Origin of the sequence: Rhizobium bangladeshense (assembly GCF_001662075.1) — a bacterium.
Lineage (GTDB): Bacteria > Pseudomonadota > Alphaproteobacteria > Rhizobiales > Rhizobiaceae > Rhizobium > Rhizobium bangladeshense_B.
Genome location: NZ_LYPL01000011.1, coordinates 200,116 through 225,378, shown reverse-complemented (window position 1 = coordinate 225,378; position 25,263 = coordinate 200,116). Strand labels below are relative to the sequence as shown.

26 protein-coding genes are annotated in these 25,263 nt (G+C 57.5%); 15 read left to right on the top strand and 11 right to left on the bottom strand.

Features of this window, described 5'->3' with window-relative positions:
* Positions 1 to 262: 262 nt before the first annotated feature.
* The 8 genes from A7X77_RS21790 to A7X77_RS21755 all read right to left on the bottom strand — a co-directional run bounded on the left by A7X77_RS21790 (position 263) and on the right by A7X77_RS21755 (position 6,622).
* Entirely contained in the window at positions 263 to 613 is a 351-nt protein-coding gene (locus A7X77_RS21790) for a hypothetical protein (RefSeq protein WP_245293780.1), read from the bottom strand.
* 362 nt (positions 614 to 975) lie between these two features.
* Entirely contained in the window at positions 976 to 1,224 is a 249-nt protein-coding gene (locus A7X77_RS21785; protein ID WP_064684914.1) for a hypothetical protein, read from the bottom strand.
* Positions 1,225 to 1,326: 102 nt separating this feature from the next.
* Positions 1,327 to 2,034, bottom strand: a complete 708-nt coding sequence (locus A7X77_RS21780; protein ID WP_064684913.1) for a TfuA-like protein — start codon at positions 2,032 to 2,034, stop codon at positions 1,327 to 1,329.
* Positions 2,031 to 3,206: a YcaO-like family protein gene (locus tag A7X77_RS21775; RefSeq protein ID WP_064684950.1), complete on the bottom strand. Its 1,176-nt coding sequence runs from the start codon at positions 3,204 to 3,206 to the stop codon at positions 2,031 to 2,033. Before A7X77_RS21775 ends, A7X77_RS21780 begins: the two co-directional genes overlap by 4 nt.
* Before the next feature lie 41 nt (positions 3,207 to 3,247).
* Positions 3,248 to 3,460: a hypothetical protein gene (locus A7X77_RS21770; protein WP_064684912.1), complete on the bottom strand. Its 213-nt coding sequence runs from the start codon at positions 3,458 to 3,460 to the stop codon at positions 3,248 to 3,250.
* A 21-nt stretch (positions 3,461 to 3,481) separates the two neighbouring features.
* Positions 3,482 to 5,323 carry a hypothetical protein gene (locus tag A7X77_RS21765; protein ID WP_064684911.1) on the bottom strand — a complete coding sequence of 614 codons (1,842 nt, stop codon included), beginning with the start codon at positions 5,321 to 5,323 and terminating at the stop codon, positions 3,482 to 3,484.
* A 9-nt stretch (positions 5,324 to 5,332) separates the two neighbouring features.
* Positions 5,333 to 5,758, bottom strand: a complete 426-nt coding sequence (locus tag A7X77_RS21760) for a helix-turn-helix domain-containing protein (protein WP_064684910.1) — start codon at positions 5,756 to 5,758, stop codon at positions 5,333 to 5,335.
* 231 nt (positions 5,759 to 5,989) lie between these two features.
* Entirely contained in the window at positions 5,990 to 6,622 is a 633-nt protein-coding gene (locus tag A7X77_RS21755; RefSeq protein WP_064684909.1) for a class I SAM-dependent methyltransferase, read from the bottom strand.
* Between the two features lie 509 nt (positions 6,623 to 7,131).
* On the opposite strand from A7X77_RS21755, the gene A7X77_RS21750 reads away from it, so the two are divergent.
* The gene (locus A7X77_RS21750) at positions 7,132 to 7,980 is read left to right on the top strand and encodes a DUF6030 family protein (RefSeq protein WP_064684949.1); all 849 of its coding nucleotides are present in this window, start codon (positions 7,132 to 7,134) and stop codon (positions 7,978 to 7,980) included.
* Between the two features lie 41 nt (positions 7,981 to 8,021).
* Here A7X77_RS21750 and A7X77_RS21745 read toward each other — a convergent pair whose 3' ends face one another.
* Positions 8,022 to 8,396, bottom strand: coding sequence for a hypothetical protein (locus A7X77_RS21745; RefSeq protein ID WP_064684908.1), 375 nt, complete (start codon positions 8,394 to 8,396; stop codon positions 8,022 to 8,024).
* Between the two features lie 204 nt (positions 8,397 to 8,600).
* On the opposite strand from A7X77_RS21745, the gene A7X77_RS21740 reads away from it, so the two are divergent.
* From A7X77_RS21740 to A7X77_RS21675, 14 genes are all read left to right on the top strand, one after another.
* Positions 8,601 to 9,674 carry an endo-1,4-beta-xylanase gene (locus tag A7X77_RS21740; RefSeq protein ID WP_064684907.1) on the top strand — a complete coding sequence of 358 codons (1,074 nt, stop codon included), beginning with the start codon at positions 8,601 to 8,603 and terminating at the stop codon, positions 9,672 to 9,674.
* Positions 9,675 to 9,705: 31 nt separating this feature from the next.
* The gene (locus tag A7X77_RS21735; RefSeq protein WP_064684906.1) at positions 9,706 to 10,857 is read left to right on the top strand and encodes a glycosyltransferase; all 1,152 of its coding nucleotides are present in this window, start codon (positions 9,706 to 9,708) and stop codon (positions 10,855 to 10,857) included.
* Positions 10,857 to 11,369, top strand: coding sequence for an acyltransferase (locus tag A7X77_RS21730; RefSeq protein ID WP_064684905.1), 513 nt, complete (start codon positions 10,857 to 10,859; stop codon positions 11,367 to 11,369). The genes A7X77_RS21735 and A7X77_RS21730 overlap by 1 nt, the downstream gene beginning before the upstream one ends.
* 16 nt (positions 11,370 to 11,385) lie before the next feature.
* Positions 11,386 to 12,321: a glycosyltransferase gene (locus A7X77_RS21725; protein WP_064684904.1), complete on the top strand. Its 936-nt coding sequence runs from the start codon at positions 11,386 to 11,388 to the stop codon at positions 12,319 to 12,321.
* A 99-nt stretch (positions 12,322 to 12,420) separates the two neighbouring features.
* The gene (locus tag A7X77_RS21720; RefSeq protein WP_082928843.1) at positions 12,421 to 13,662 is read left to right on the top strand and encodes a glycosyltransferase; all 1,242 of its coding nucleotides are present in this window, start codon (positions 12,421 to 12,423) and stop codon (positions 13,660 to 13,662) included.
* A 9-nt stretch (positions 13,663 to 13,671) separates the two neighbouring features.
* Positions 13,672 to 15,012: a polysaccharide pyruvyl transferase family protein gene (locus tag A7X77_RS21715; RefSeq protein WP_064684902.1), complete on the top strand. Its 1,341-nt coding sequence runs from the start codon at positions 13,672 to 13,674 to the stop codon at positions 15,010 to 15,012.
* Positions 15,009 to 16,529, top strand: coding sequence for a lipopolysaccharide biosynthesis protein (locus tag A7X77_RS21710; RefSeq protein ID WP_064684901.1), 1,521 nt, complete (start codon positions 15,009 to 15,011; stop codon positions 16,527 to 16,529). The genes A7X77_RS21715 and A7X77_RS21710 overlap by 4 nt, the downstream gene beginning before the upstream one ends.
* Positions 16,530 to 16,568: 39 nt before the next feature.
* Positions 16,569 to 17,513 carry a glycosyltransferase gene (locus A7X77_RS21705; RefSeq protein WP_064684900.1) on the top strand — a complete coding sequence of 315 codons (945 nt, stop codon included), beginning with the start codon at positions 16,569 to 16,571 and terminating at the stop codon, positions 17,511 to 17,513.
* Between the two features lie 121 nt (positions 17,514 to 17,634).
* Positions 17,635 to 18,519 carry a glycosyltransferase family 2 protein gene (locus A7X77_RS21700; RefSeq protein WP_064684899.1) on the top strand — a complete coding sequence of 295 codons (885 nt, stop codon included), beginning with the start codon at positions 17,635 to 17,637 and terminating at the stop codon, positions 18,517 to 18,519.
* Positions 18,516 to 19,499, top strand: a complete 984-nt coding sequence (locus A7X77_RS21695) for a glycosyltransferase family A protein (protein WP_064684898.1) — start codon at positions 18,516 to 18,518, stop codon at positions 19,497 to 19,499. Before A7X77_RS21700 ends, A7X77_RS21695 begins: the two co-directional genes overlap by 4 nt.
* A gap of 24 nt (positions 19,500 to 19,523) precedes the next feature.
* A complete protein-coding gene (locus A7X77_RS21690) occupies positions 19,524 to 20,918 on the top strand; it encodes an O-antigen ligase family protein (RefSeq protein ID WP_064684897.1) in 1,395 nt (464 codons plus the stop codon).
* Between the two features lie 3 nt (positions 20,919 to 20,921).
* Complete coding sequence (locus A7X77_RS21685; protein ID WP_082928842.1) at positions 20,922 to 21,962, top strand: acyltransferase family protein; 1,041 nt, start codon at positions 20,922 to 20,924, stop codon at positions 21,960 to 21,962.
* A gap of 154 nt (positions 21,963 to 22,116) precedes the next feature.
* Positions 22,117 to 22,575, top strand: a complete 459-nt coding sequence (locus A7X77_RS21680; protein ID WP_064684895.1) for a glucuronosyltransferase — start codon at positions 22,117 to 22,119, stop codon at positions 22,573 to 22,575.
* Positions 22,572 to 23,048: a glycosyltransferase gene (locus A7X77_RS21675; protein WP_064684894.1), complete on the top strand. Its 477-nt coding sequence runs from the start codon at positions 22,572 to 22,574 to the stop codon at positions 23,046 to 23,048. Before A7X77_RS21680 ends, A7X77_RS21675 begins: the two co-directional genes overlap by 4 nt.
* 40 nt (positions 23,049 to 23,088) lie before the next feature.
* Here the strand turns inward: A7X77_RS21675 and A7X77_RS21670 are convergent, their stop codons facing one another.
* Both A7X77_RS21670 and A7X77_RS21665 read right to left on the bottom strand, forming a co-directional pair.
* The gene (locus tag A7X77_RS21670) at positions 23,089 to 23,784 is read right to left on the bottom strand and encodes an SGNH/GDSL hydrolase family protein (RefSeq protein WP_064684893.1); all 696 of its coding nucleotides are present in this window, start codon (positions 23,782 to 23,784) and stop codon (positions 23,089 to 23,091) included.
* Positions 23,785 to 23,916: 132 nt separating this feature from the next.
* Positions 23,917 to 25,257 (bottom strand): HlyD family type I secretion periplasmic adaptor subunit, encoded by a 1,341-nt coding sequence (locus tag A7X77_RS21665; RefSeq protein ID WP_064684948.1) that lies wholly within the window; start codon positions 25,255 to 25,257, stop codon positions 23,917 to 23,919.
* Positions 25,258 to 25,263 lie beyond the last annotated feature (6 nt).

Below are 25,263 nucleotides of genomic sequence, written 5' to 3'. Positions count from 1 at the left end.
GTACATTTTGAATGTCTATTGTGCCCGGGTATCGAATACAGCCCGAATAGCGGCAGCCCAAGACCCACTCCGGATTTCTCCCAGGCTCCAATCAAATCGATTTCCGAATAGATCGATTGCGCCGCCCCTATCCCGGCAGCACTCATCCATTGCCGCAGAGAACACCAGTGGCCGGCCTCACCCTTCGAAGCCCCCTGCGGGGAGCCCAGGATGTGGCCGGAGAGTGGGGGCGGTATTTTCGCTGAGGGTGTTGTCGTCCCTATCAATCAGCCGGGTCCACCGCGCAAAGCAGACCATCGACCGGAATCGCGGCCAGTCTTTCGCGCTTGATATCGGCCCTCCAGGCTTTGACGACGCTCTCCGATCGATAGGAACCATCCGGCTGTTCCACCATCCTGCCGAGCGCAAAGACGAAGTCCTGAGGAAACCGGCTCGACGAGCAATAGCCCGGTTGCAGAAGTTCGTGGCGGGGGCTGGGCTTGACAATCGTCACCTGATCGACCGTGCTCCAGACGGGAAGGTTTCCATCCCTGCCGGTCTGGCGCCGCAGCACCAGCGAGAGCTTCGCGCCGCATTTGAGCTCGGCTGCCGAATAGGCTGGGCCTCCGGCCATTCCGGTCAAGGCCGTTCCACTGACTTCCACACACCCATTCGCAGCAGGAGGCGTCGATTTTCCCCGCGCCTCGCTGGCATGGCCGGCGGCCGGGATCAGAGCAAGAAGAGCGGCGATCGCAGGAAAAGACCGTGACATGGATAAACCATTTTAACGTGAAGCCGGGGAAGAGGAACGCAGGTCGGCTATCAGTGTGAAGGCATGATTTTTCCCGCCTCGCGCAAAGCAGCTGAATTTCACGCGACACCCGCTACCTGAAAGACCGTAGCCTTGCTCCGAGGTGAGTCAATCCCTGCGATTTACGCGACTTCGGCCGCGGTGGTTGGTGGCCGATCTCGCCTTCGAGAGCTCCGAAAGCTAGACTAATGTCTCTTTACGCTCACTTGCGGAACCGGGGAGCTCAATTCAGCCAGATCCTTGGTCAGTTCCTCCCCGACCTCCTGCTTCACCGCCTCAAGGGCAAGATCGAGGCAATTCGTCGCGAATGGCAGTTTGACATCCTGAGCGACCTGTCGCGCATAGGCGATCATTCGCGCCAGTGCGACCAATTCGTCCAGAGCCTCTTCCGCCCTGAGGTCCGCATTTATGTTAGCAGCCGATGTCACGCCCATGCCCATTTCTCCAACGAATTGAAGGAACAATACGCGGGCTGGCGTGGCCAAGCCCGTGAAAAAAGCGTGACACAACTCCCGGTGACGATTGCTGCATTCGTTTCACAATGCAGGCCGTGTAGGAAATGCGGTCTCGTGCAATTTCCAGGACAAATCGGCATTCACGCGGATATCTGCGGCTGCCTGCACTTCTTTCAACAACTCCAGCGCATCGAGGCGTTTTTGATCGACGGAATGCGCGACAAGGGCCGAAAATAGTTTCGGACGATCCGGCGCAGCTATGCCCGCGCATTGCTCGACGATCGCCCGCCACGTCCGCCTCTTGAAAAAGATCGCGCTGGCGGCATTTTCAAGCTCCCGGCGCACGCCTCCTGGAAGCAATTCATTCCTTTCCATGGCATCGAGGGTGGCGCTGACATTGACCAGCGGCACCGTCAACGGTTTGCTGCCGAGCGCGCTCGGCGCGTGCACGAGCGCGACGGCGGCATCATCGACCAGCCGGCCCGAGCGGTAGTCTTCGAAAATGCGGCCGATCCCGATCATGCCGAACGGATGGCATTCTGCAGCCCGCAGCGCGCCCATGCTTGCCGCCCCCAGCACCGTCACGCCAAGCGAGAGAGCGCGGAGAATTTCCTTATGCCAGACCGGCGCGGCATATTCGAAGCCGCCGTCGATCAGGCCGATGACATTGGCACTCTGTTCCACCGCAGCCAGAAGATCCCCCTGCGTCGCAGGCGGCCGGACGCGTATCGCCTCGCCGGCAAGCGCGGCTGCGTCGGGAAGACTGGGACCTGCGAAAATGATCTTCAAAAGCCTATCGCTCTCGCCAGCGCCCTTGTTCCCAACCGCCGAGCACGTTCCCCTTCCGGATTTTCGAGCGCGGGAATAACGACCTTGACGACGCTGAAGGGAAGCGTGTCCGCGCTGAGGCGCACGGCGATGACCGAGCCGATCCCTCTTATTCGCAAAGCCTCCAGCACATGCTGCAGCATCTGCGCCAGATCCCGTGGCCAATGTTCCGGTGCTGAGCCCGGCGATACGGGGACTGCGTCGAAGGCTCGGCGCATCAGCGGCGGCAAGGATCTTGAAAACGTGGCTGGAGAAATATCGTCCCTGGCTCCGCTGATATAGGTGAGCCGCGATTGCACGGCTTCGGTTACCGCCCGAATGGCCGCGCGCACCGGAGACGGATGTGCCCCCGTGCCGCCGGTCACCTCGACAAGGCGGATGTCCCTGCCGCCGTGGCGATGCCGCAGATCCGGAATGCAATCCCCGGGGCCTAACATGGCGGTGAAGCAGGGTATGGCGATGTCGCTGGTGATATCGAAGAGCCTGAGCGTCAATCCCGACGCTTCAATCTTGTCGATCAACCGGCCCAAGGCGTCATCCTGGAATCCGCGGGGATCGACGCAGCCAGCATAACGATCCACTTCCGCGCTGACTTGCCAAAGCACATGCGCGTCCCGCTCGATCCGCTCGAGCACACCGTGGAAAATCGCCTCCTCGAGGTTGTTTCCCGAGGCTAGGCCGTCCGATGACATCCAGTATCGGGCATCGCGCGTACGGTCGAGCACCACCGCTTCAAAGGGGATATAAATCTTCCCGCCGGTGAGAATATCGATGCCGGCCACCCAATCCGTCTCCTCGTCCGGCCCGAGGTCGGGTTTATGGATGGCGATCAGGCAGTCCAGCGCGTCGATCTTGTACCCCATCGCCCGCAGGCCGGACGCGCTGCTGCGGAGCCGATCGACGAACGGTTCGCCGGCAACGGCACGTTCCAGGGCTTCCATGATCGTGGACACCTTGGCATCGACATCGGTCAGGCCTTTCCCCTGAGCAATCACGATCGATCGAGAATTCGGGGTGTATGCGCACCAGACGGGGATTCCGATGTCGTCGAGCCCGGTATGTCGCGCCACCCTGGTAACCCCGAATCTGGACAACAACGGCTCGACGCGGGAAAGAGTTTCCCGCGGCGATATGATCCTGTCGGAATATGTCGATTGGTTCGTCAGATGCCGGCTCAGCCGTCGACGTGGCCGGAAAGAGCGACCTGCGCCGACGAAACGGCGACAGCCAAGTCGACGCCCTTCACGAATGTACCACCGGCTTTTCGCAGGCTGCTCACAGTCGCCAAATCCCCCGTCGGATTGAGCGGCGTAACCGTGCCCGCGTCGAGATCGGCGAGCCAAAGACCAGCCTCGCCCGGTATTCCTATAACGACTACTTTCGCCATGTAAATGCCCCTAATTTATTATTAAAAACCGGCCTTCAACAGGCCCTCCCGGTATAGCTCTTTTTGCCAATGCTCCTTGAACGGAACGATGGCGAGCCACTTCTCGACGTCGAAAACCGGATTGATGCTTTCAGCACGCTGCCGATGGAAAAGCGCCCGCTTTCGATCGCCGATCATTGCGCAACTGGCCGCGGCGATGCGATGGGCCGGCGCTTTGTCTTTCATCGCCTCGACATAGGCGATGGCCTCCTCATACTGTTCCAGAAAGAAGCTAGCTCCCGCGGCGCACCAGAGATAGGCATCAGGCGCGAGCGGATTGAGCGAAATCGCTCTCTGGATCTTGGCGAGCGCATCACCTGGACGGGAGGCATGCACGAGCGTGTCGGCATGGCTGTAGATGACGTCGGCAAAATGCGGGCTGAGCTCCTCCGCCAGATGAAGTGAGGCGACACTGGCATCGACATCGCCGAGATAGAGTTTGGTGACGCCAAGCTCGCGATGGCCCGCCGCCGATGCCGGATCCCGCTCGATTGCGCGAAGCGCATTCTGCTCTGCCAGATGCAGCAGCTCGTTGTCTCCCTGCGCAGTCACGAGCCATTCACTGGTGAAGGTTCTCGCCAGTCCGGTAAATGAGGCGGAGAAATCCGCCTTATGCGACAGCGACTGCTTGAACGCCTTCCGTGCCCGGCGGATATGCGGCAAGGTTAGTTTACTCATCAAGCTCGAGCCAACGAGATAAGCGTGATAAGCCCCAGGATTGGCTTCGAAACGTAACCGCTCCTCCTCGTTCTCAGCCAGCTCACGCGCCACCGACACGGTCAGTTGCTGGGCGATCACCCGCCTTTGGCGCGGCAATATATCGGGGTTCATCGCAAAGCGGTTGGCCCAGATGATCTCGTCCGTGGGAAAGTAGATCAGCTGCGCAAACAACCCCTCTTCGGAAAATCGGGTGTCCAGAAGATAGGCGATCGAGTGTCGGGCGACCACAGCCGCCTTCTCGGAGTCACGGCGGATCTGGCCGGCCGTATGCGGCGCGACGATGGAAATGTTTCGAAGCGCGCACAGTTCTATGGTGACGTCTTCGATCAGGGCGTTGGCAAGGGCAAGTCCGGCATCGGCCTGCTTGGCTGTCGGGGGAAGCAACACCAGACGAGGCAGGATCAGCGGCGCCGACATGCTTTCGATGTCGGTCGGCTGGCTGCCAGGCTCGGAGCGCTTCACCTCCACCCTTGGAGGGCCGTCGCCATTTGCCAATCTCTCGGAAAACGACGAGCCGCGGGATATCTGGTGCAGCAGCGCCCTCACTTGCTCGTCATTCGGGTCCCGCTCGAGGATTTGCAGGGCGGCGCTCGAAATGATGCGTGCCGCGCCGTGCTTCTGCACCTCGGGCAGCGCCTCCAGCAATGCCTGACGCAATTGCAGCGCCTGGGTGTCCCGCTGCGCCCTGATCCACGCATCTATCGGCTTTGTCGCCGGCTTGATATTTCCGATGAAACCGCGCTGGGCCAATTCCGCGATGGCCTGCAGCCGATCCAGCGGCGCTCCGCCGGCCCGAAAGACATCCAGATCGCTCGAAACCGCCTGCATGTTCAGGCGAACCGTCGTGGCGGTGAAATCGAACGCTATTTCAGCGCGTCCGCCGTCCATTTCGCGGATGCGAGACAGCATTTTACGCAGGTTGAGCCGCGCTAATTCCGGCTCGACGTCGCTCCATAGAAACTGTGCCAGTTCATAGCGGCTGAGCTCAGGGCTCGCCCCGGCATAGATATGGGCCATCATCAACAGACCTTTGATCGGATAGCGAACCAGCTCGCCATTCGTCTCGGTCAACCGCAGATCGCCAAATGTCTGCAGATGAAGCACGATCCATCCTCAGTTGTGCACGACCGGATCCTGCAGGTCGCTGTCGATGTCGGGCAAGCCCGAAACCGCCAGGCTTTTGGCCAGCGCCACCAGTTTTTGCCTGATATTCGGATCCTCGATGGCGATAAACGCCTTGTTGAGCGCCAGTCCTTCCTTCGACGAGAGGAACTTGTTCAACTCGCTCGTCTCACCTTCGATTGGTCCGGAACCGCCGTTCTCAAAGAAAAAGCCGACGGGCACGCGAAGGATCTCCGAAATGCGCTGAAGACGGCTGGCGCCGATGCGATTCGTTCCTTTTTCGTATTTCTGAATCTGTTGAAAGGTAATGCCCAGAAGTTCAGCCAAACCGTGCTGGGTCATCCCGAGCGTCTTTCGCCGAACTCTCACGCGGTTGCCAACATAGACGTCGATCGAATTCGGCGATTTGGCCTTCATGTGAATAAGTCTCCCGCTTTATCAGCACGCCCGCTGTATAATGAAGAATTTGAGCAAAAATGCAACTAAAAGTAAATATTTTGTAAGGATTTTTTTCAGCGCCGCGCACAGTGGAAACAACCTGTGGACTACCGCAGGCGCGCGCCATGACGCACATATATAAGGAGTTCCTTATCGAGAAAATCAGAGCGGGGACGGATTGTCGAAATCGGCCCCCACGGCCCTGTCTCACTAAAGAGGCTTTTCAGCCACGGCGATCATCGACTTGGCAAGAGCAGGTATCCTTCCGACATATTCGAAACGAATACTGCGGAAACCGGCATCGAGCAGCAGCGTGCTCAGGGTGTTTCTCGACCAGAACTTGATATGTCCATGATCCCTCAGCGGCATGAAGTGATCATCCATTTTCCCAAGCGCCGCCAGGGCGACATTCTTTAGGTAGCCGTGATAGGGCGTCGATACGACGGCAATGCCGCCGGGCTTGACCAGATCATACATCGTCGAGGTGAATGCCCTGGGATCATAGACATGCTCGACCACCTCCAGGCTGATCACAGCGTCGAAGGTGCCGTATTCGCCGGCAAGCTCGTCATAGGCCGAACCGACACTCAGCGGCAGCCCGGGGTAATTGACATTGGCCTTGGCGATGCCATCGCTTGAAGGATCGACGCCGACGACGCGGTATCCCTTTCTCGCAAGAACTGCCGCCGCCCCGCCCGTGCCGCATCCCAGATCGAAGACATTGGTCTTCGCCGAGCCGGCAAAATGACCCTCCAGCAACCCAAGCACAGCTGGCAGGATGTAGGAATGCGCGGTTGTCGGTTTGGCGTGGATATAGGTGGTCGCATCAAGTTCGACGGACATATCCCTCTCCTTCTGCAATTCGCGGGACCCTATAGAAGAATACGTCGAAAATTGGGTAAAACCTGGCAAAACAGGATATAGACCAAGAATATAACCTGCAGTTTTGTAATAAGAAATTTAACCTTTGCGCGAAGATAAAACAAAGATGGCAGCATCAACAAATGATCGCGCGCAGAGAAATTGGATCGGATTCGGCGACTCTAAAATGCCGCCAACAACGGGAAGAAAAACCCGCCGAGGCCGAGAAGCAAACCAGACTGCGGCGACCCGCTTGCCAGTCACGGCCGTGGATCATCCGCGGTCTTCGCTGCTGCCGCGGGTCGGCGCATAGGACAGGATCAAAGTCCAGTGAGCTCAAAACGCCTCTGCCAAAATATGAATCGCACGCTTCCCGGCGATGGCACGCCCAGATGCCGAACAGCAAGCCAAAGATATTTAACGGATGGATGTATACTGCTGGATCAAGACTGCCCGATCGAAACCCTTCTCGCGTATCGGAGAAGATGAGCTTGCCCGAGAATTCGTCGCCCGCATATGTGAAACAGCCAGTGGGAAAACCGCGGATTCCCGTGGTCTTCTGGTTGCTGCTGACGGTTTCCCTCTCGCTCATCATGGGAACTGTGCTTCTTTCCAACGACATGAAGCACTTGAGGACGATCGATCGCTATTTCGGCTTCGGTCTCTTTTCATATGGGGTCAAGCCCCCGCCGCCAAAGGCGCTTCCCCGCCCGGCGCCCACCGTCTCCGTCACGCTACCCTTGCATGCCACCGAACCGCCTATGGCGCAGACCGCATCGACCTTCCTCCGGACGTGGCGCATTTCAGGAGCGGCAATGTGCGCGGCCCTGCGCGACGCCGGCATTGAAACCAGCGAATGGGCGGCAGCGAGCTTCAACGCCAATACCTTCGAGTGCTTTTTCGAACACAACGGCAGACGTGAAAAGGATCAGCTTCCCAGTTCCATCTTCGTCATCGTTCGCGGCGACGCTGCCGGCACGATCAACAACATACGCGTGAAGATCGTCAATCCCGAGACTGACCAATATGGCCAGCTCGACCCGAACATCCTGCGGATTTTTGAGGTCATGCTGAGCCAACCGCAATGGCTCGATTTTCGTGAGGCGTTGAACGCAATCCAGAACCTGAGGGACATCAAGGAAGACGGCTTCGGCGCCAGCATCACCTTCAGTCGCGAGGTGCTCAATCCGGACCGTTACAATTTCACGCTCTCGTTGGATGCGGCCTCGGGCCCCCAGAAGAGAACGAGAAACTATTTTTCCGACAGAACCTGGCTTCCATCGCCGGAGCCGATGGTCGGGACCGACCCTTCGCAACCGGCGCCGGCATCAAGGCAATAAATCGGGAAAGCGGCGGACGCCGCACGCCATTAACCTGCCTATCAGGCCATGCGACTTGCATCGTCGCCATGCCGGGCCAGAATCTTGTACAGCTCTTTCAAACTGTCCCCGCTCGGTCGTTCGCTGCCGTCACCGCTGGCAAGGCGCCAGACACGCTCGACATGCAGATCGTGCGTGACCTGGGCGAGGTCGTCGTTCAGCAGGCGAATAGCATCCGCCGGTCGACCCAGCCGCCGGGACATCCCCACGAGCGTCGCAAGGAGAATGACGAACACGCCGAAGACCCCGGAAATGACGGCTGCGAACCCCAGGTCATCGAGAACAGCGAGAGCGTTTCGAAGGGTCGCCATAAAAAAAACGGCATTTTGAAATGCCATATGAAAAACGCTCATCACGTAGCTGAACCAATCTTCCATCACGAGCGTCCTCCGGGAAGATCTATATCTTGGCACGGGCTGAAAAGTCTAGCGGATGCTCACAGTATTCGCTCCGGGGAAAGTATATTTGAGGTTGCATTACTCCGCCAAAGCAAACGCAACTCGAGACGGAACCGCCGCAAACCGACCCGGCTGTCGCAAGTTCGGTCGCGGACATGAGAAAAGCCCACAGCGAGGGATCAAATGAACAGAAGAGAGTTCCTCGCTTCGATTCCGCTCGCGCTGTCTTGTGTCCAGGCGGGCACGGTCCTGGCCAGGGCGCCGGCGGAAGCCGGGCTGCGCGCGCTTGCCGACAGCAAATCGTTCCGATTCGGATCGGCAATCGACCTGCAAAATATCGGCGATCCGGGCGCTTGCGAATTCTATGTCGAGAACGTCAATTCGATAACGCCGCGCAACGAATTGAAGTGGAAAGCGACGGAAAAGAGTCCCGGCGTTTTCTCCTTTACTGGCGCCGACAGGGTGGTTGCATTCGCGCGAAAAAACAACATGAGGATTTATGGGCATACGCTGATCTGGTATCGCGTCCCGGACTGGGTGTCTGAGATCACCGACGCGCAAGCGCTTCGGACGGTCATGAACCGTCATATAAAACAGGTTGTCGCTCGCTATAAGGGGTCGATCGATGCCTGGGATGTGGTGAACGAGCCGTTGGAATATGATGCGCCCGACCTTCGGAACTGTGTTTTCCGACGCCTTCTCGGCGACGATTATATTCGCATGAGCTTCGATATGGCGCATGAGGCCGATCCGGGCGCGACGCTGGTTCTCAACGAAACGCATCTTGAGAAAAAATCCGCTATCTTCGAACAAAAGCGCGTGCACATTCTCAAAATCGTCGAGGATCTCGTCACCAGGAAGACTCCGATCAACGCGGTGGGGCTGCAGGCGCATTTCCGCCCGGGCCTCGACCGGCTAGATCCGGAGGGAATGGGGCGATTCTGCGCGGCTCTGAAGGATATGGGTATTGCTGTCTATATCACCGAACTCGATGCGTCTTGCCACTTCCTGAAGCACGACCAAGGCTTCACGCAGGCCGCCTACGCCGATATTTTCCGCGACGTGATCACCGTGGCAGCCGAACGTGGCGACTTGCAAGGCGTCACCGTATGGGGCATGTCGGAAAAATACGGCGAGCCCGATAAAACGGGGACCGATGCCGATGGAGCCTGCACAAAGCGCATTAATCTTTACGATGAAAACAACGCGCCGCGCAGTTCAGTTGATGGCATCAGGCAGGCAATAGAGGCGATGTGATGCGAAAGACAACGGAGACATCGACAGATTCATGAAAAAGGCAGTTATTTATGTAGAAAAATTTCTGCCTGCCAGCCAGGCATTTGTTCTCAATCAGGCGGTAGCGTTTCGTTTGTTCGAGGCAGAAATTCTTGCCGGCACGCGAATTTCCTCGGCCCACACCAAAAAATCCACTGTCCCGGTTCACGACATCCGCCGGTCGCCGATCGCGCGGGCCGGTGAACTTCTGTTGAAAATTCCTCAGATCGGCCTCCCTTTCCTCTTTCCCGCCATCGGTCAGGCCGATCTCGTTCACGCGCATTTCGGCAAGAACGGCTATGTCATCGGCCCGTTGGCGCGGGCCGCCGGCAAACCGCTCGTGACGACGTTTCACGGTTTCGACGCCACCTATCGCGGCGATCCGAAAAAACCGGGCGGCTTCAATCAGGTGCGCTTCTTCGCCAAGGGCCGCAGCGAAATGGCCGGCTGGAACAGCTGGAATATTGCCGTTTCCGATTTCATCCGCGACCGGTTGCTGGCGCTCGGCTTCCGTGCCGACCGCGTCTATCGCCACCACATTGGCATCGATCTCGATCTCTTCAAAATGGAGCCTCGTCCGCGAAAAAAGGGACTGGTGGTTTCCATCGCCCGTTTCGTCGACTATAAGGGCCACCGCTTCATGATCGACGCGCTGGCGCGCGTGGCGGCGACCGGCACGCCGGTCGAATTCGTCATGGTGGGTCAGGGACCGCTGAAAGAGGAAATCGAGACGCTGGCGCGTCGTTCCTTGCCAAGCGTCACGATCCATGAAAATCTGTCGCAGACTGAGATAAGGGATCTGCTGGCCAGTGCAGAGCTTTATCTCCACGGCAGCGTGACCCTCGACAATGGTCACGCGGAAGCGTTCGGCCTCGCCAATCTCGAGGCCGAGGCCGTCGGCACTCCGGTCGTCGCATTCCGCTCGGGAGGCGTGGGCGAAGCGATCGAGGAGGGGAAAACTGGTTATCTCGTGGAGGAGCGGGATGTCGCGGGCATGGCGGAAGCGGTCGGAAGGCTGCTCAACGACCAGGCCTTGTGGACAGCCTTCAGCGCGCGGGCACCGCTTCTGGTGGCCGAGCGTTTCGACATACGTCGTCAAACGGGAATGCTAGAGGACTATTACAGTTCCGTTCTAGACGAATTTGCCAGCCGGGGTCGGACTTGATGGTGCAGACAGGAAAGAAGCCGAAGTGGGGACTGAACGTATTTCGGCCGCTGCGGAACGGAATCGTCAGGGCCAAGTGGCTCTATTATACGAAATTCTGGGGAATGGACATCGATCCGACGGCAAGCTTTTCCTTAAGCGTGCGGTTCGATAAGACCAACCCGAAAGGATTGCATATCGGCGCGGAAACCTATGTTGCCTTCGAAGCCGCGATCCTGACCCACGACCTGACGCGCGGGCTCTATCTGCACACGAGGATCGGCAAACGCTGCTTCATCGGCGCCCGCAGCATCATTTTGCCCGGCATCGAAATCGGCGACGAATGCGTCATCGGCTCGGGCTCGGTGGTAACCAAGAGCGTGCCGCCGCGCTCGCTCGTCGCCGGCAACCCGGCCAAGATAATCCGCAGCGACATCAAAATCATTTCGCGTTACGGCCGCATGGCGACGAATGACGAGCGCGATGGTTCGGTTCAGACATCCGAGTTTTCGGAAACCAGACAACCATTCTGATGGTGGGGAAATAGATATGATTCTATTAAGTGTTATTGTGCCTGCATACAATAACGAAAACGATATATCGATCATCCTCGATGCATTTTCGAAGCAGACGATTGATGCTGATCAAGTTGAATACATAATCGTCAACAATAATAGCAAAGACAACACCAAAGGCATCGTCAACGAATACGCCAAGAAACTGCCTATAACCGTGAGATGCGTTGACGAAAACAACATTCAGAGTTCCTACGCCGCCCGCAACGCCGGAATTCGAGCTGCAAGAGGCAATATTCTCCTATTCACTGACTCGGATTGCGTTCCCGAACCTGAGTGGGCTGCTCGGATGCTGGAAGCCTTCGACAGGCCGGAGATCGGGATCGTTGGTGGTGCAATTCAAGCGAGCCACGGCGATTCTCTGGTCGAAAGATTCAGCTCCGAAGCCAACGTGCTGTCCCAGGAACACAGCCTCAAGAATCCCTTTCTCCCATTTTTTCAAACGGCAAATGTCGCCTATCGTCGTGAGGCCTTTCAGAAAGCCGGTCTGTTTCGCTCACGTCTTAAGACAGGCGGCGATGCGGACATGTGCTGGCGGGTACAGAAGAGCACCGACTTCGAGCTTCGCTACTGTGCTGGAGCAAAGGTCCTTCATCGACACCGCACGACCCTGGCCGGATTAAACGAACAATTCTCTCGCTATGGCCGGTCTGCCGTTTACCTCAACCGGCTGTATGGAACGGAAATCCAGCCGGAACCGAAAACCCAATATTTTATCCGCAAGGGCGTTTCGTGGGCGTTTCTTCACCTTCCCATTACGCTGGCAAAACGGCTGGCTGGGCAAGCTACGAATATCGATCTGTTTCGTGAACCTTTGCGTCTTTATATTCGCTGGTGCCGCAAGACAGGCATTTCGAGTGCTGAAACCGCCGGTCTGCCCAAGGAGCTTGACATCGAATATCTGGGATAACCCAGGCTGACGCGGTATCCTGAGATCACGGCGATACTTGCCTCGAGATATGAACCTGAAACGCAAATAGACCATTCGCCGTCAGACGAGGGCCTGCTGTTGAACGTTACCTATTTTTCTCTCAACTTTCCCGAGTTGACGCAGACGTTCGTTTACAACGAAATGCGGGGTCTCAAAGACCTCGCCGTCGATATTGATGTCGTCGCGTTGCGCCGACCCGCCAGCAATGTATCGAGCCTGCCGGAACAGTACGGATTTTCTGATCGTATTCGGTATGTGCAGGCGGATAAGCGTCGCCTCTCCCGTATCGCCGCGTTAGTTCGAGGAGCGATCCGGCTTCTCGCCCGCGCAGATTTCCGTACCCTCTGGCGCCTCGCCACGATGCGCGACAGCGAGATAAGGTTGCCGATCTCTCAGAAATTGCGCCTAGCAGCCAGTCTTCAGCCCGGCAGCTCTCCTTCGAATGTCATTCATTGTCACTTTGGTCCGGCTGGACGCGTTGTCGCGCATCTGAAAAAACTCGGGCTTATAAAAGTTCCGATGACGACTGTTTTCCACGGTTACGATATTACCCAATATACGGATGGCCGCCCGGAGATTTACCGCGAACTCTTTGAGCAGGCGGATTTGCTTCTTCCGATCAGCGATCTCTGGCGCCGGCGTCTGATAGATCTTGGTGCGCCCACTGAGAAAATAACGACGATACGCTTGGGGGTTGATTGCGACGCTTTCGATTATAAGCTGAGGACCATTCCCGCCGGTCAACGCACGCGCTTCATCACGATCGGACGAATGACGGAGAAGAAGGGGCATCGCTTTACTATTCAAGCGTTTTCGCAGCTTGTTTCCCGTCGCCCGGATCTCGATCTTTCCCTCGATATCGTCGGCAACGGTCCACTGTTTGGCGATATGCGAAGCCTTGCAGAAGCTTCGGGGCACTCGGACAGAATCCAGTTCCACGGAGGCCTGCCGCATCAGGAGATCAAACGCCTGCTGGACGAGGCACATATCTTTGTGCTCCCGAGCGTAACCGCCGCGGACGGCGACATGGAAGGCATCCCGGTGTCGATCATGGAAGCCATGGCGATGGGACTTCCGGTCGTCAGCACACGTCACAGCGGGATCCCGGAATTGGTGGTCGATGGGAGCTCCGGGCGTCTGGTCGACGAAAAGGATGTTCCTGCTCTATCAAGTGCGATGGAGGATTTGGCCAGTAGCCCCGACCTCGTTGGCACAATGGGATCGCAAGGACGGATGATCATCGAACAGGGCTACAATGAACGGAGTCAAGCTCGTTCGCTGAAGCAAGCACTCCAGCAGCTTCAAACAAAAGGGATCTGACAGCTCGCCATGTTGATATTGATAGAAAACACTGTCTGTTTGAATGCGGGTGATGCAGCCATCATGCTGGCGATAATCCGGATTTTGCGTCGCACTTTTGGCGAGCAGACTGAGTTTGTTGTTTTTGACAGCAATCCGGAAGTCGCCGCGCGTTACTACCCCGATATCAAATTCCGCCCGCTGACCACACCCCTCGCAGCACCACCGTCGATTTCGCTTCCGCTGATCGGGAAGCGCTTGGCGACACGTATCCGTCGAAAGATTGGCGGGTTGAAGAAGCGAGAGTTCCGCAGATTGCTGACCTCCGCGAAAAACGACAACGGAAGTGTCGGCTGGAGCCCACTTTTAACGAAGCAAATGCGTGAAAATATTGCTCTTTACGCCAAAGCGGATCTGGTTGTCTCCACAGGGGGGACATACCTCGTTGAGCATTACGATCTTTCAACTCGGTTTGAGGAATTTGAGAAGGATCTGGCCCTTAATAAGCCGCTAGTTTTGTTCACACAGTCGCTCGGCCCCTTCGACAAGCCGGAAAATCAACGAAGAGTTAAATCCATCGTCGATCAGGTTCGAGTGGCGCTTCTGAGGGATGAAAAATCCGAAAACAATCTGCGCGCCATCGGCGTCGAGCACGATCGCCTGAAAGTGATTTCTGATAGCGTTTTTGCCTTTGCTGATATGGAACGCCTGTCCAAGCGGCAGGGATCGAAGCGATCGGAAAAACTCAGGGTCGCCGTCTCCGTCCGCGATTGGGCGCACTTTGACGGGCTTTCACCGCAAGAAGGCATGGCTCGATATAAGAGCGCAGTCTCTCAGGCGATCTCGGAGCTCGTGAAGACAAAGAATGCGGAAGTCACGTTTCTGTCGACATGTCAGGGTATTCCTGAATACCACTATGACGACTCCATCGTCGCCCAGGCGATCGCCGATGGATTGGATGCAGAAACGCGAAAGTCGGTCTCGGTCGATTCAGGATTTTATGGCCCCGATGCCTTGCTTAACAAAGTGACTGACTTTGATTTCGTTATCTCCACACGCATGCACATGGCCATTTTATCATTGTGTGCCGGAGTGCCGGTGCTGCCGATTTCCTACGAATTCAAGACGACGGAACTCTATCAAGGTTTGTCTCAGAGCCAATGGGTCACGGACATATCGCATATTGAACCGGTGAGCTTCACCCAACGTGTACTCGATTTCACGGAACATTTGGATGAGTTCTATCAAGCCGCCGCGCCCAGAATTCGCGAACAATCTGCATCGGCTTGGTCGGCAGGCCCCCTCATCCAGGCGTCCTTACCTTCGCAACCAGCCCACCTTGGTGCGAAAGCAATGAAGCAGGCATCATGATGACAACTGCACCCAAGCAAATAGGGGCAAAGACACTCCAGGCATCGTTTTGGTTGATGTCAGGTGTCTTCTACGGTCGGCTCGCAAATTTGGCGATGACGATCATTCTCGCGCGCATTCTCGTACCGGCAGACTTTGGTCTGGTCGCGTTGGGTACGACATTGCTGATCATCCTGACATCCGTGACCGACTTATCGCTGGCAAATGCGCTCATTCATCATCAGGACGTGAAGGAGGAGGATTACCATACCGCGTTTACGCTCAGCGCCATTCGCGGCGTTTTGCTGGCGATTGCCATGGTGATCAGCGGGTTTGTCATGGCCCACCTCTATAACGACCCGAGACTTATCGGTGTTTGTGCAGGACTCGCGTCGCGGCCCCTCTTAAGCGGGTTAGGAAGTCCTTACTACGTGACATTTTCCAAGGAACTCGACTTTGGTACGGTCGCAAAGAACGAGGCGTTGAATTATACGGCGCAGCTGGTGGTAGCCGTAGGCGTTGCCTGGCTGACCAATAGCTATTGGGCAATCGTCGCGGGGGCGATGGCCGCGTCCATCACCGCGATCGTCGCGACCTACGTGAGAGCGCCCTACATTCCCCACTTCACTTTGTCGTCGTGGCGAAAACTCACGAATTTTTCGGTTTGGCTTACCCTGAATCAATTCGTTACGATCATCGGAAATCGCTTCGATAATTTCCTTGCCGGCGGCCTGCTCGGGATCGCGAGCTTTGGCGCATATAATGTCGGCAACAACGTCGCTGCGATGATCACGCAGTCTGCATTCCAGCCGCTGGAGCGGGTCCTATTCCCCAGTTTTGCGAAGTTGACTGGCGACAAGACAAGATTAAATGAAGCCTTCCAAAAAAGTCAGGCCTCCCTGTTTGCGATCGGTTTTCCCATGGGTGTCGGCCTAGCACTGATAGCCGAACCTTTCGTCTACCTGACACTCGGTCCGAAATGGAGTATCGCCGTCACGGTGATCCAATTCATCGCACCGGTGCTTGGGATGCAGATCGTTTTTGGCCCCTCGAACGCCCTTGCCTATGCTTTGGGCGCCACTCGAACCCTGTTTAACAGAGGTATCGTGCTTCTCATTTTTAGAGTTCCGATCGTGCTCGCCGGTCTATATTTTTTCGGACTAATCGGCTTGCTCGTTGCTAGAGTGATATCCGGTGGCATAGTGGTGTCGGTTGTCAATTTCTACATCGTCAGATCCTTAACCGGGCTCAGCCCCTGGCGGCAGCTTTTCGTGACCTGGCGATCATGGGTCAGCGGCGGTGCGATGATCCTCGCATTGTTGGCCTTGCGTGAACTGACAGGTCCGATCACGAATAATTTCGCCGCGGGTAAAGCCCTTGTCGAAACGGTACTGCTGGGTGGCGGCGTCTATTGCTCTGTCCATGCTGTACTGTGGATAATTAGTGGCCGATCTCAAATTGGCGTGGAAGCTGAGCTGATGAAAGTAATTTCCGCCATTTTAGGACGCTTCAGGAAGCCACGTGAAAGATCCGTATAAAACCGCACGCCACATAATTCGAAAACGAGGCCCGAAGTCATGACGAATCCCAAACTTAGCGTGGTGTTCTCATCCTATAATGGCGCCAGCCGCCGGCTGCGCCACACTTTGGATTCCTTGTTGTGCCAGGAGCTTTCTCATGACCAATGGGAATTGATTGCCGTTGACAACAACAGCAATGACGGCACGTTTGATCTTTTGAAATCCTATAACGACAAGCTGCCCATCACCGTCCTGCAGCACCACACGCCGGGTAAGTCGGGGGCGCTGAACCTGGCTCTGGATCGAGTGAAGGGCGATCTCATCGTCTTTACCGATGACGATATCCGCGCCGAACCCAACTGGCTGAGAGCGATCGTCGATTGCGCCGCCGCCCACCCGGGTTATGGCGTCTTCGGCGGCAGAATCGTTCCCGATTGGGAAAAAGAGCCCAAAGACCCTTTCATCGAGTGGATTCCGATGGGATCCACCTTTGCGATCGTCGATGAAACGCAAAGCGGGCCGTGTGACCCGACAAAGGTCTGGGGTCCGAATACGATCATTCGGCGAGAACTGCTTGGCACAAGCGTGCGCTATCGCGAAGATATCGGTCCTCTTCCGGGAAAGATTTTCGCCATGGGCGAGGATGCGGAAATCATCATTCGCCTGGCGGCAAATGGCGTCAAATCCTACCGATGCGCCGAGGCTGTGGTTCATCACTGGATACCGGCGTCCAGCGTCACCGAGGCTTGGGTACAGAAAAGAGGAGAGCGGCTTGGCTACGGCATGCCAGCGCTCTTTCCCGACGAGGTGCCTGAAGGGGTGAGATTGAGCGGAGTTCCGCTTCCGACCTGGATCGAAAGCGCGCAATGGGCCTTCCGAGCAGCGATGCTTTATCTGCTGCCGCAATCGAAGACGCGCTTTTGGGCAATCTGGAAATATTATTACATGCGCGGCTATCGCGCCGGAATTCGCCGATACGCGCCTGGGACCCTGGTGCGGTAATCGACTAGCCTGCTGCCTAATTCCTTAAATCGAAAGCAATTTAAGGACAAATTATGCAGCAACTCAAAGCATTACAGCGTTCTTTGCGCTTAAAGACGCGGCGCTGTAGGGAGACGGAAATTTGAAACTCTCGGTGCTGATCAACAATTTCAATTATGGGCAGTTCCTGCGCCCATGCATCGACAGCGTTCTGTCGCAGAACTATCCGGACTTCGAGGTCGTCGTGGTCGACGACGGCTCCACGGATGATTCCAGGGAGATCCTCGCTTCCTACGGGGCGCGCATTCGGTCCGTGCTAAAGGAAAACGGCGGCCAAGCCTCGAGCTTCAATGCCGGTTTTGACGCGGCGAGCGGGGATATCCTCTTTCTCCTCGACGCCGACGATGCGTTCCTGCCCGGCAAACTGGCGCGCATCGGCGAAATCTATGACCGCAACGAGATTGACTGGTGCTTCGACCGTGTGACGACCAAAGAAGACGACCAGCCTCCCGGGGAGTTGCAGGTGACGCTGTTCGACAAGCGGGAAACATTGCGCAAAGGCGGTTTCCCTTCGCTTCCGGTGCCGACATCCGGCTTGAGTTTCCGCCGCGCCCTGCTGTCGCAGATATTGCCGATGTCGGTGGCGACGGATGTGGTTCTCAGCGACAATTACATCAAGTTCGCGGCGGCCTATCTCGGCCGCGGCGCCATCATCGAGACGCCGCTGACGTTCCAGCGCATTCATGCGTCGAACCGCTACACAGGCACGAGCCGGGCAAAGACGCTTCGCCCGCGGATCATGATCGCGACCGGGCTGGAACTGGCGCGCCGCTATGACGGGCTGCAAGCACTCGGCAAGAGCCTGGTGGCCGGTGGTATCGCGCAAACGACATCGCTGCTCAAACTCCGCAGCGAAGCCCGCAACACCGTTGCCGGCGGCCCCTTTGGCCGGGATGCCGCAACCGAAGTGGCCTTGATGGCCGCGCGCAAGCGTCTGGGAAATATGCTGCGCGGAGGACAGTCATGAACCGGCAAGGCACTTTCCCGCATTCGTCGGCCGAAGCCGATCAGCCAGGCACGCCGCCGTTGAACATCGCCGTCGGCGTGTTGACCTATCGCCGGCTGGACGGGATCGCCAAGCTGCTTGACGTGATGACGCGCCAGACAAGGCACCCGGCTCGCCCCTATCATCTGACCATGGTGATCGTCGACAATGAAGCGGCCGGCAGTGCAAGAGCCACGGTCGAGGGCTTTGCCCAGACGGGCGCCTACGATCTGATCTATGTGGTCGAGCCGAACCAGGGCATACCCTTTGCGCGTAACCGCGCCATGGATTCAGCCCCTGCCGGCACCGACCTCTTCTGCTTTCTCGACGATGACGAATGGCCTGTCGATGGCTGGCTCGATGCGATGCTGGAGACCCGGGAGAAAAACCGCGCCGATTGCGTCTACGGTCCCGTCCAGCCCGTCTATCCCGACAACCCGCCGGAATATTTCATCAAGGCGAAGGTTTTCGAGCGCAAGAAGAACAAGGATGGTCAACGCATTTCCTATGCGGCCTCGAACAACGTCATGTTCGATTATCCGCTGATCCGCTCGTGGAATCTGCGTTTCGAAGAGAAGATGCGCTTCACCGGGGGCACGGATTATCTCTTCTTCAATCAGGCCATTCGCCGCGGCATGCAGGTTTTCTGGGCTGACGAGGCGCTCGTCTATGATATCGTTCCTGCCAGCCGCATGACCTGGAAGTGGGTATTGCAGCGGCAATACCGGCTCGGCAACACTTTCGCAGTCAGCGAGGTCCTGCACGGCAACCTCAAGCGCCGGCTCTATCGCGCCGCCTATGGCGCCTCGAGGGTGATACTCGGGTTGGCCATGCTGCCGGCGATCGTGATTTCACCCTATTGGGGCATGCGGGCGCTGACCCACGTGCTGCGCGGCGCCGGCATGGTCAACGGCATCCTCGGACATGCATACCAGGAATATAAGCCCAATGCCGCCCTCTGATATTGTTTGCAGGAGCGCCCTCGGATGAGTGTCGGCCCTACCTATGTTCGAGACGGAGATATCGGCCTGCGGCCGGCCGCCCGTGCACGGCCGCGCCACGGCATCCGAAAGGAGACGCTCGTCCGTCTGCTCCTGACGGGGATATTCTACCTCGCGCTGCTCCGGGCCACCGGCATGTGGTATGGTTATCCTGCGAACTTCGACGAGGGCGTGTCTGTTGATCCGCTTCCTCAGAAGCTGATGCTCTATTCGCTGATCCCGTTGATCGGCCTCTATTGTCTTCTTGAACCGAACCGATTCATCGCCTTTTTCCGCGGCATTTCGCCCCTCGCATGCGTGGTGATCTTTGCCATCGTGGCGTCATTTGCCGGTTCGCTCGATTTCGGCGCCTCTGTTCGCGGCGCCGCGGCCGTCGGTCTGCTGGCGCTTGGCCCCCTGCTCTTTCGACTGCGCTACGGCAACGAGGAAACCTTACGTCTCCTGGCCAATTTCGCCGTTTTCTCCGCCTTCGCAAATGTCCTCTATACGGCTGCCTTCCCGCGTTTCGGGATCATGGGCGGCTCGCTGGCGGGAGCAGTGAAGGGACTGTTTTATCACAAGAACACAATGGGACAGTTCAGCGCGATCTGCTTTATCGTGCTTATTTCCCATCGCCTGCCCTCCCCCAGGCTCCGCTACAGCGGCCTGCTGAGAAGCTTCGCCATCCTGCTGACCCTGCTCCTTGTCGTGGTCTCCTTGTCGTCGACGGCCGTCGTCATGGTGGCGATCGGTCTCGCCACGATTTTCGGCCTGAAGATGATGGAGAACGTCAGGCACAATATGGCTCGCGCTTTGATCGTGCTCTTCCTCTGCATCCTCATCGGCGTCGCCGGCTCGATCGCCTATCTCGGTGTCGCCCAGGCCGTTGCGGAAGCTTTCGGCAAGGACCTGACGCTATCGGGCCGCTCCGATATCTGGGAACAGGTGATCCCGCTGATCTACGACAGGCCGATCTTCGGCTACGGCTTCGCCACGTTCCGGCAGGCCGACATTGTCGAGGAATATGTCCGTCTCGGCCACACCGTCCGCTCGCTGCACAACACCTATCTCGAGATTTGTCTCAATATCGGTATTCCGGGCTTTCTCTGCTGGATTGCTTTCCTGTTGACGCGGATCTTCAAGAAGATTGCTGCGGTCTACAGGAGCCAACAGCTGCAGACCGTCCAGGCGAAAGAGGTCGCGCTGATCCTGCTTGTCATGATCGGCGCGATGACCGAAGCGGGAATGATGCTCGCGCCGATCGGTCTATGGCCGGTCCTCGTCTCCGTCTTGCCCATGACGACGGAACCCGTCGTCCCGCCGCGTCGGCGGCGGCTTCTCTCGAGAAGATCGGCCGGGCGGCGGAGCTTCGACCATTCACAACCCGTTTCAGGAGAGTAGGCAATGACCAGCGCCCCAATGGCCGTGCCGGAATCGAAGAGAGCCGCGGTCAGCGTTGAACGCGAAAAATTGCTGGATATCGAACGCGGCAAAGGCCTCGGCATCCTGCTGGTCGTCTACGGCCACCTCGTGATGCAGGGCACGCTTGGCGAACAGGCATGGTACCAAGCGACGAAAGCTGCGATCTACACGTTCCACATGCCGTTCTTCATGTATCTCAGCGGCTTCGTGTTCTTTTTCACCGGCGCGCATAAAGCGCTCGACCGGAATTTCGGCGCGTTCTCCGCCAAGAGGTTTGACCGGCTGCTGATCCCGTTTATCGTGATGTGCCTGGTAAACGTCTTCGGCAAGCAGCTCGCCGAGATGTTCATTCACGTCGACGATGGCGTCAGCGGCTTCTGGCAGGGCCCATGGGCGGTGATTTCGAACAGCCCGAACAACCCGACCATTTCGATCTGGTACCTTCTCGTGCTTTTCGTCTATTCGGTGCTGACACCCATCCTGTGGCGGCTGAGCGGCCGGCAGATCGGCATCCTTTTCCTGTTCTCGCTGGCGATCTTCTTCATTCCCGCTTCGGAGAGGTTTTATGTCGCGCGAATTCTGAGCTATTTCGTATTCTTCGCCGCTGGAATGGTGAGCTGCAAATACTCGGCCCAGGCGCTTAACATATTCTCCAAATATATCGTCCTCTGGCTGATCGTTTTCGCAGCCGCACTTTATATCGGCCGGAGTTTCCCCTATTGGCTTCTTCTATGCGGGGCAGCGTCGATCCCGTTCCTGCATGCTCTGGTCAGATTGCCGATTTTCGCAAATGACAAGGTCCTTCTCTGGTTCGGCCAGAATTCAATGGTGATCTATCTGCTCAATACGATTTTCATTGGAATAGCCAAAGGTGTCTATGTGAAAATCCTGCCATATCACGGGCCATGGTTTGCATTCATGATCCTTATATTGATGATTGCTGGGACGTTATTGCCGATCTTAGCCAAGATGGCGCTTCAGGCAGTGCCGATGGCAGGACCCGTTTATAAGTATGTCAGGTGAGTCCGCTGCCCCGAATTGAGAATTTTTCCCGCTCCGTGCGCTCGACCTGCCGGCCAATGATGTTAGAATTCGATTAAACTGCCGTGCTACAGCCACGGTTTCGGTGGAATGGTCTTGCCTATAATCATCGGTCAAACATAGGAGATGCCTGTCTATGGCTGGGAAAAAATTGAAGGTTCTCGCTGCGTCGTCAGGGGGCGGCCATTGGGAACAGCTGATGACCATGCGCAGCGCCTTCGAGGGCTGCGACATCATTTTTGCAACCACCATCCCGGGGCTGCTTTCCAAATACGAGATTCGGGACGGACTGGTCCTTCCCGATTGCAGCCGCGACTCGATCACCATGTCGATCCGGTGTTTTTTCAGCGCTTTCGCCATCGTCATCAGGCACAAGCCCGACGTCATCATCTCGACAGGTGCCGCGCCCGGGCTTTTTTGCCTGCTTGCCGGGAAATTGACTGGCAAGCGCACGATCTGGATCGATAGCGTCGCCAATGTCGAGAAACTGTCCCTTTCGGGGAAGCTGGCCGGCCATATTGCGACGCTCTGGCTCACGCAATGGCAACATCTGTCGCGGCCGGACGGCCCGCATTACGCAGGAGCTGTCCTTTGATCCTGGTCACTGTCGGAACCCAGCTGCCGTTCGACCGCCTCGTCAAGGCGGTCGACGCCTTCGCCAAAGAACTGACCAGGCCGGTTCTGGCGCAGATCGGCAAAGGCACCTACACGCCTGAGAACATGAAATGGATCAAGAATATCGAACCCGCCGACTTCGACAGGATGTTTCGCGAGGCGAGCGTCATTGTCTCTCACGCGGGCATCGGCACCGTGCTCACGGCGAAACGTTTCGGTAAACCGATCATTCTCGTTCCCCGCAAGGCAGCCCTTGGTGAACACCGAAACGATCATCAGCTGGCGACCGTCAGCCAGCTCGTCGACCGGCCGGGCATCTATGTCGCGCATGACGATGACCAACTGAAAGATTATCTCCTGCAGGACCTCAGCAGTCCGTCCCATGACGATCCATCCGATGCCGGCCGGACGTCGCTGGTCAACTATTTGAAGGGTTATCTCGCGGCAGGCTGAGCCCGCGACCGGCCGCATTCCCCCTCGAGAACGCGGAGATTCAGTCTACGCAATCGCGGCCGGCGATGTGTCCGACGAGTGCAGGCACGATGATCCTTGTAGCAACTTCCGGCCGCGGATGGGCGCCGTCGGGAATTGCGGCGGCCTGATCGTCCGGGCTCAGGCGCTCCCAGCCAGGCCGGTGGTCGACAAACTCCACACCGCGCTTCCGTGCCTCCGCCTGATGAGCCGAAATATAACTGCCGACGAAGGGACGGATCAGCCCCCGCAGTCCCGAAAACGGGTTCATTGCCATGAGGATGATCCGTGCCCGCGGCAGGCGCCGATGCAGCCGATCGAGGATCTCGCCGATATTCCTTTGGCTTTGCGCCAGCGACACGAACCGGTGCACGGTTGCGTCATTGGCGTAGAGCTCGATCAGGATGATATCCGGCTCCTCGGCCACGACGCGGTCCAGCTGGGTCAAGGCCCAGGCCGACGTCTCGCCGCTCTTGGCGACGCTCTCGACCCTGACGGGTCTCTGCAGGCAGGCGGCAAGCTTTGCCTCAAGTCCGGCCTGCCATCCCCCGCGCGCCGTCAGCGATGTTCCGAAAGCCACGATTTTCACCGGCGGAAGGTTCTCGGCATCACTCTTCCCAGTCGATGAAAATATGACGAGGCAGGCCAAAAACAGAACCCGCGCCCATGCCAGTCGCCTCTCCGTCGGCACCGCTCGCCAAAGCCGCAAACATATCATGAAGAGACCCTATCGCGGCGGGAGCTATCCGTCACCCGCCAGCATGGTACAAGGCAAGCTTTGCCTCCAGCCGGATGGGCAAAGCTTGCCTGAGAGGTTGCGATATGCAGCAGCGGCGCGCGAAGCCGCCGATCATTCCTCACGGAAGACGTGCTGCATCTGATCGGTCAGCGGCTTGGTGAGATAGGAGATGACGGTCCGGTCGGCAATCTTGATAAAGACCTCGGCCGGCATGCCGGGATAGAGCTTGATCGACTTCAGCTTCGCGATACTTTGCGCCTCCGGCTTGACTCGCAGCGGATAGTAGCTGATCCCGGTTCGCTCATCCTTGACGGTATCAGGCGCAATCGAAGTGATCACCGCCCGCACGTCGGGCGTCGTGCGCTGATCGAAGGCGCTGAAACGCACATCGACGGATTGCCCGACATGGAGCTGGTCGATATCGCGGGTGGCGACCTTTGCCTGGACGGTCAGATCGTCGTTTTCCGGAACGACGAGCATCAGCGTCTGGCCCGGCTCAATGACGCCGTTGATCGTATGAACGGCAAGTTCGTGGACCCTGCCGCTCAATGGCGCAGTGATATCGAGGCGGCGGAGCTGATCGAGCGCGGTTTCACGACGCTCTTCGTTTTCGGCGATCTTCGCCTCGACATCGGTCAGTTCCTTGGCAATCTCCGAACGCCGATCTTCGTCCAGTTGGATCGACTGGCGATCGATTTCGATCGCCTTGCCTTCGGCCTCCGCCTTTGCGGCGATTTCCTGGCCGCTATTGCCCTGAAGGTCGGCGCGTGCACGCTTCAGCGCGTTCAAGCGCTGAAGCGTGACCAGTCCCTTTTTGTAGAGCGCATCGACGCCTTCCAGTTCCTGCTCGATCAGGCTGAGAGAATCATTGGTGGCATTGATCTGAACGACCAGACCCTTGATCTGCTCGGCCAGTTGATCCTTGCGCGACGCCAACTGGCTCTTCATTCCGACGAGTGCCGACTTGCGGCTGTCAAACAATTTCTGTTCGCCGTCGAGAAGATCCTGTGCGGCATTTCTGGACGCCGCCTTGTTGGATGCGGCAGCGCTGGATGTCATCAGATCGCTGATGTTTTCCTCGACCTTGAACGAATCGGCGCCGATCCGTTCAGCCTTGAGACGGGCACGACGCGCATAAAGCTGCGCCAGCGTGCTTTCGACGATCGAGAGCTGCGCTTTGGTCGTCGTTCCATCGAGCCGTATCAACACCTGTCCAGCCGACACATGGTCGTTTTCGGCGACCAGGAGTTTCGACACGATGCCACCGGTCGGGTGTTGGATCTTCTTAACGTCGCCGTCGACGATGACCACGCCTTCGCCGATGACGGCGCTGGAAAGCTCGGTCGTCGCCGCCCAACCGCCGATGCCGCACACCAGCGCGAGAGACAGTGCGCCGACAACGGCAACGTGACGGTTGAGGGACCGCTTTGATTCATTGGTGATTTTGCTCATCATCGT

Bases quoted from the DNA above. Each gene is read 5' to 3' on its own strand.
- A7X77_RS21790 (WP_245293780.1), bottom strand. From the start codon at position 613: ATGGCCGGAGGCCCAGCCTATTCGGCAGCCGAGCTCAAATGCGGCGCG.
- A7X77_RS21785 (WP_064684914.1), bottom strand. From the start codon at position 1,224: ATGGGCGTGACATCGGCTGCTAACATAAATGCGGACCTCAGGGCGGAA.
- A7X77_RS21770 (WP_064684912.1), bottom strand. From the start codon at position 3,460: ATGGCGAAAGTAGTCGTTATAGGAATACCGGGCGAGGCTGGTCTTTGG.
- A7X77_RS21760 (WP_064684910.1), bottom strand. From the start codon at position 5,758: ATGAAGGCCAAATCGCCGAATTCGATCGACGTCTATGTTGGCAACCGC.
- A7X77_RS21755 (WP_064684909.1), bottom strand. From the start codon at position 6,622: ATGTCCGTCGAACTTGATGCGACCACCTATATCCACGCCAAACCGACA.
- A7X77_RS21745 (WP_064684908.1), bottom strand. From the start codon at position 8,396: ATGGAAGATTGGTTCAGCTACGTGATGAGCGTTTTTCATATGGCATTT.
- A7X77_RS21740 (WP_064684907.1), top strand. From the start codon at position 8,601: ATGAACAGAAGAGAGTTCCTCGCTTCGATTCCGCTCGCGCTGTCTTGT.
- A7X77_RS21735 (WP_064684906.1), top strand. From the start codon at position 9,706: ATGAAAAAGGCAGTTATTTATGTAGAAAAATTTCTGCCTGCCAGCCAG.
- A7X77_RS21730 (WP_064684905.1), top strand. From the start codon at position 10,857: ATGGTGCAGACAGGAAAGAAGCCGAAGTGGGGACTGAACGTATTTCGG.
- A7X77_RS21725 (WP_064684904.1), top strand. From the start codon at position 11,386: ATGATTCTATTAAGTGTTATTGTGCCTGCATACAATAACGAAAACGAT.
- A7X77_RS21715 (WP_064684902.1), top strand. From the start codon at position 13,672: ATGTTGATATTGATAGAAAACACTGTCTGTTTGAATGCGGGTGATGCA.
- A7X77_RS21710 (WP_064684901.1), top strand. From the start codon at position 15,009: ATGATGACAACTGCACCCAAGCAAATAGGGGCAAAGACACTCCAGGCA.
- A7X77_RS21705 (WP_064684900.1), top strand. From the start codon at position 16,569: ATGACGAATCCCAAACTTAGCGTGGTGTTCTCATCCTATAATGGCGCC.
- A7X77_RS21695 (WP_064684898.1), top strand. From the start codon at position 18,516: ATGAACCGGCAAGGCACTTTCCCGCATTCGTCGGCCGAAGCCGATCAG.
- A7X77_RS21690 (WP_064684897.1), top strand. From the start codon at position 19,524: ATGAGTGTCGGCCCTACCTATGTTCGAGACGGAGATATCGGCCTGCGG.
- A7X77_RS21685 (WP_082928842.1), top strand. From the start codon at position 20,922: ATGACCAGCGCCCCAATGGCCGTGCCGGAATCGAAGAGAGCCGCGGTC.
- A7X77_RS21680 (WP_064684895.1), top strand. From the start codon at position 22,117: ATGGCTGGGAAAAAATTGAAGGTTCTCGCTGCGTCGTCAGGGGGCGGC.
- A7X77_RS21670 (WP_064684893.1), bottom strand. From the start codon at position 23,784: ATGATATGTTTGCGGCTTTGGCGAGCGGTGCCGACGGAGAGGCGACTG.
- A7X77_RS21665 (WP_064684948.1), bottom strand. From the start codon at position 25,257: ATGAGCAAAATCACCAATGAATCAAAGCGGTCCCTCAACCGTCACGTT.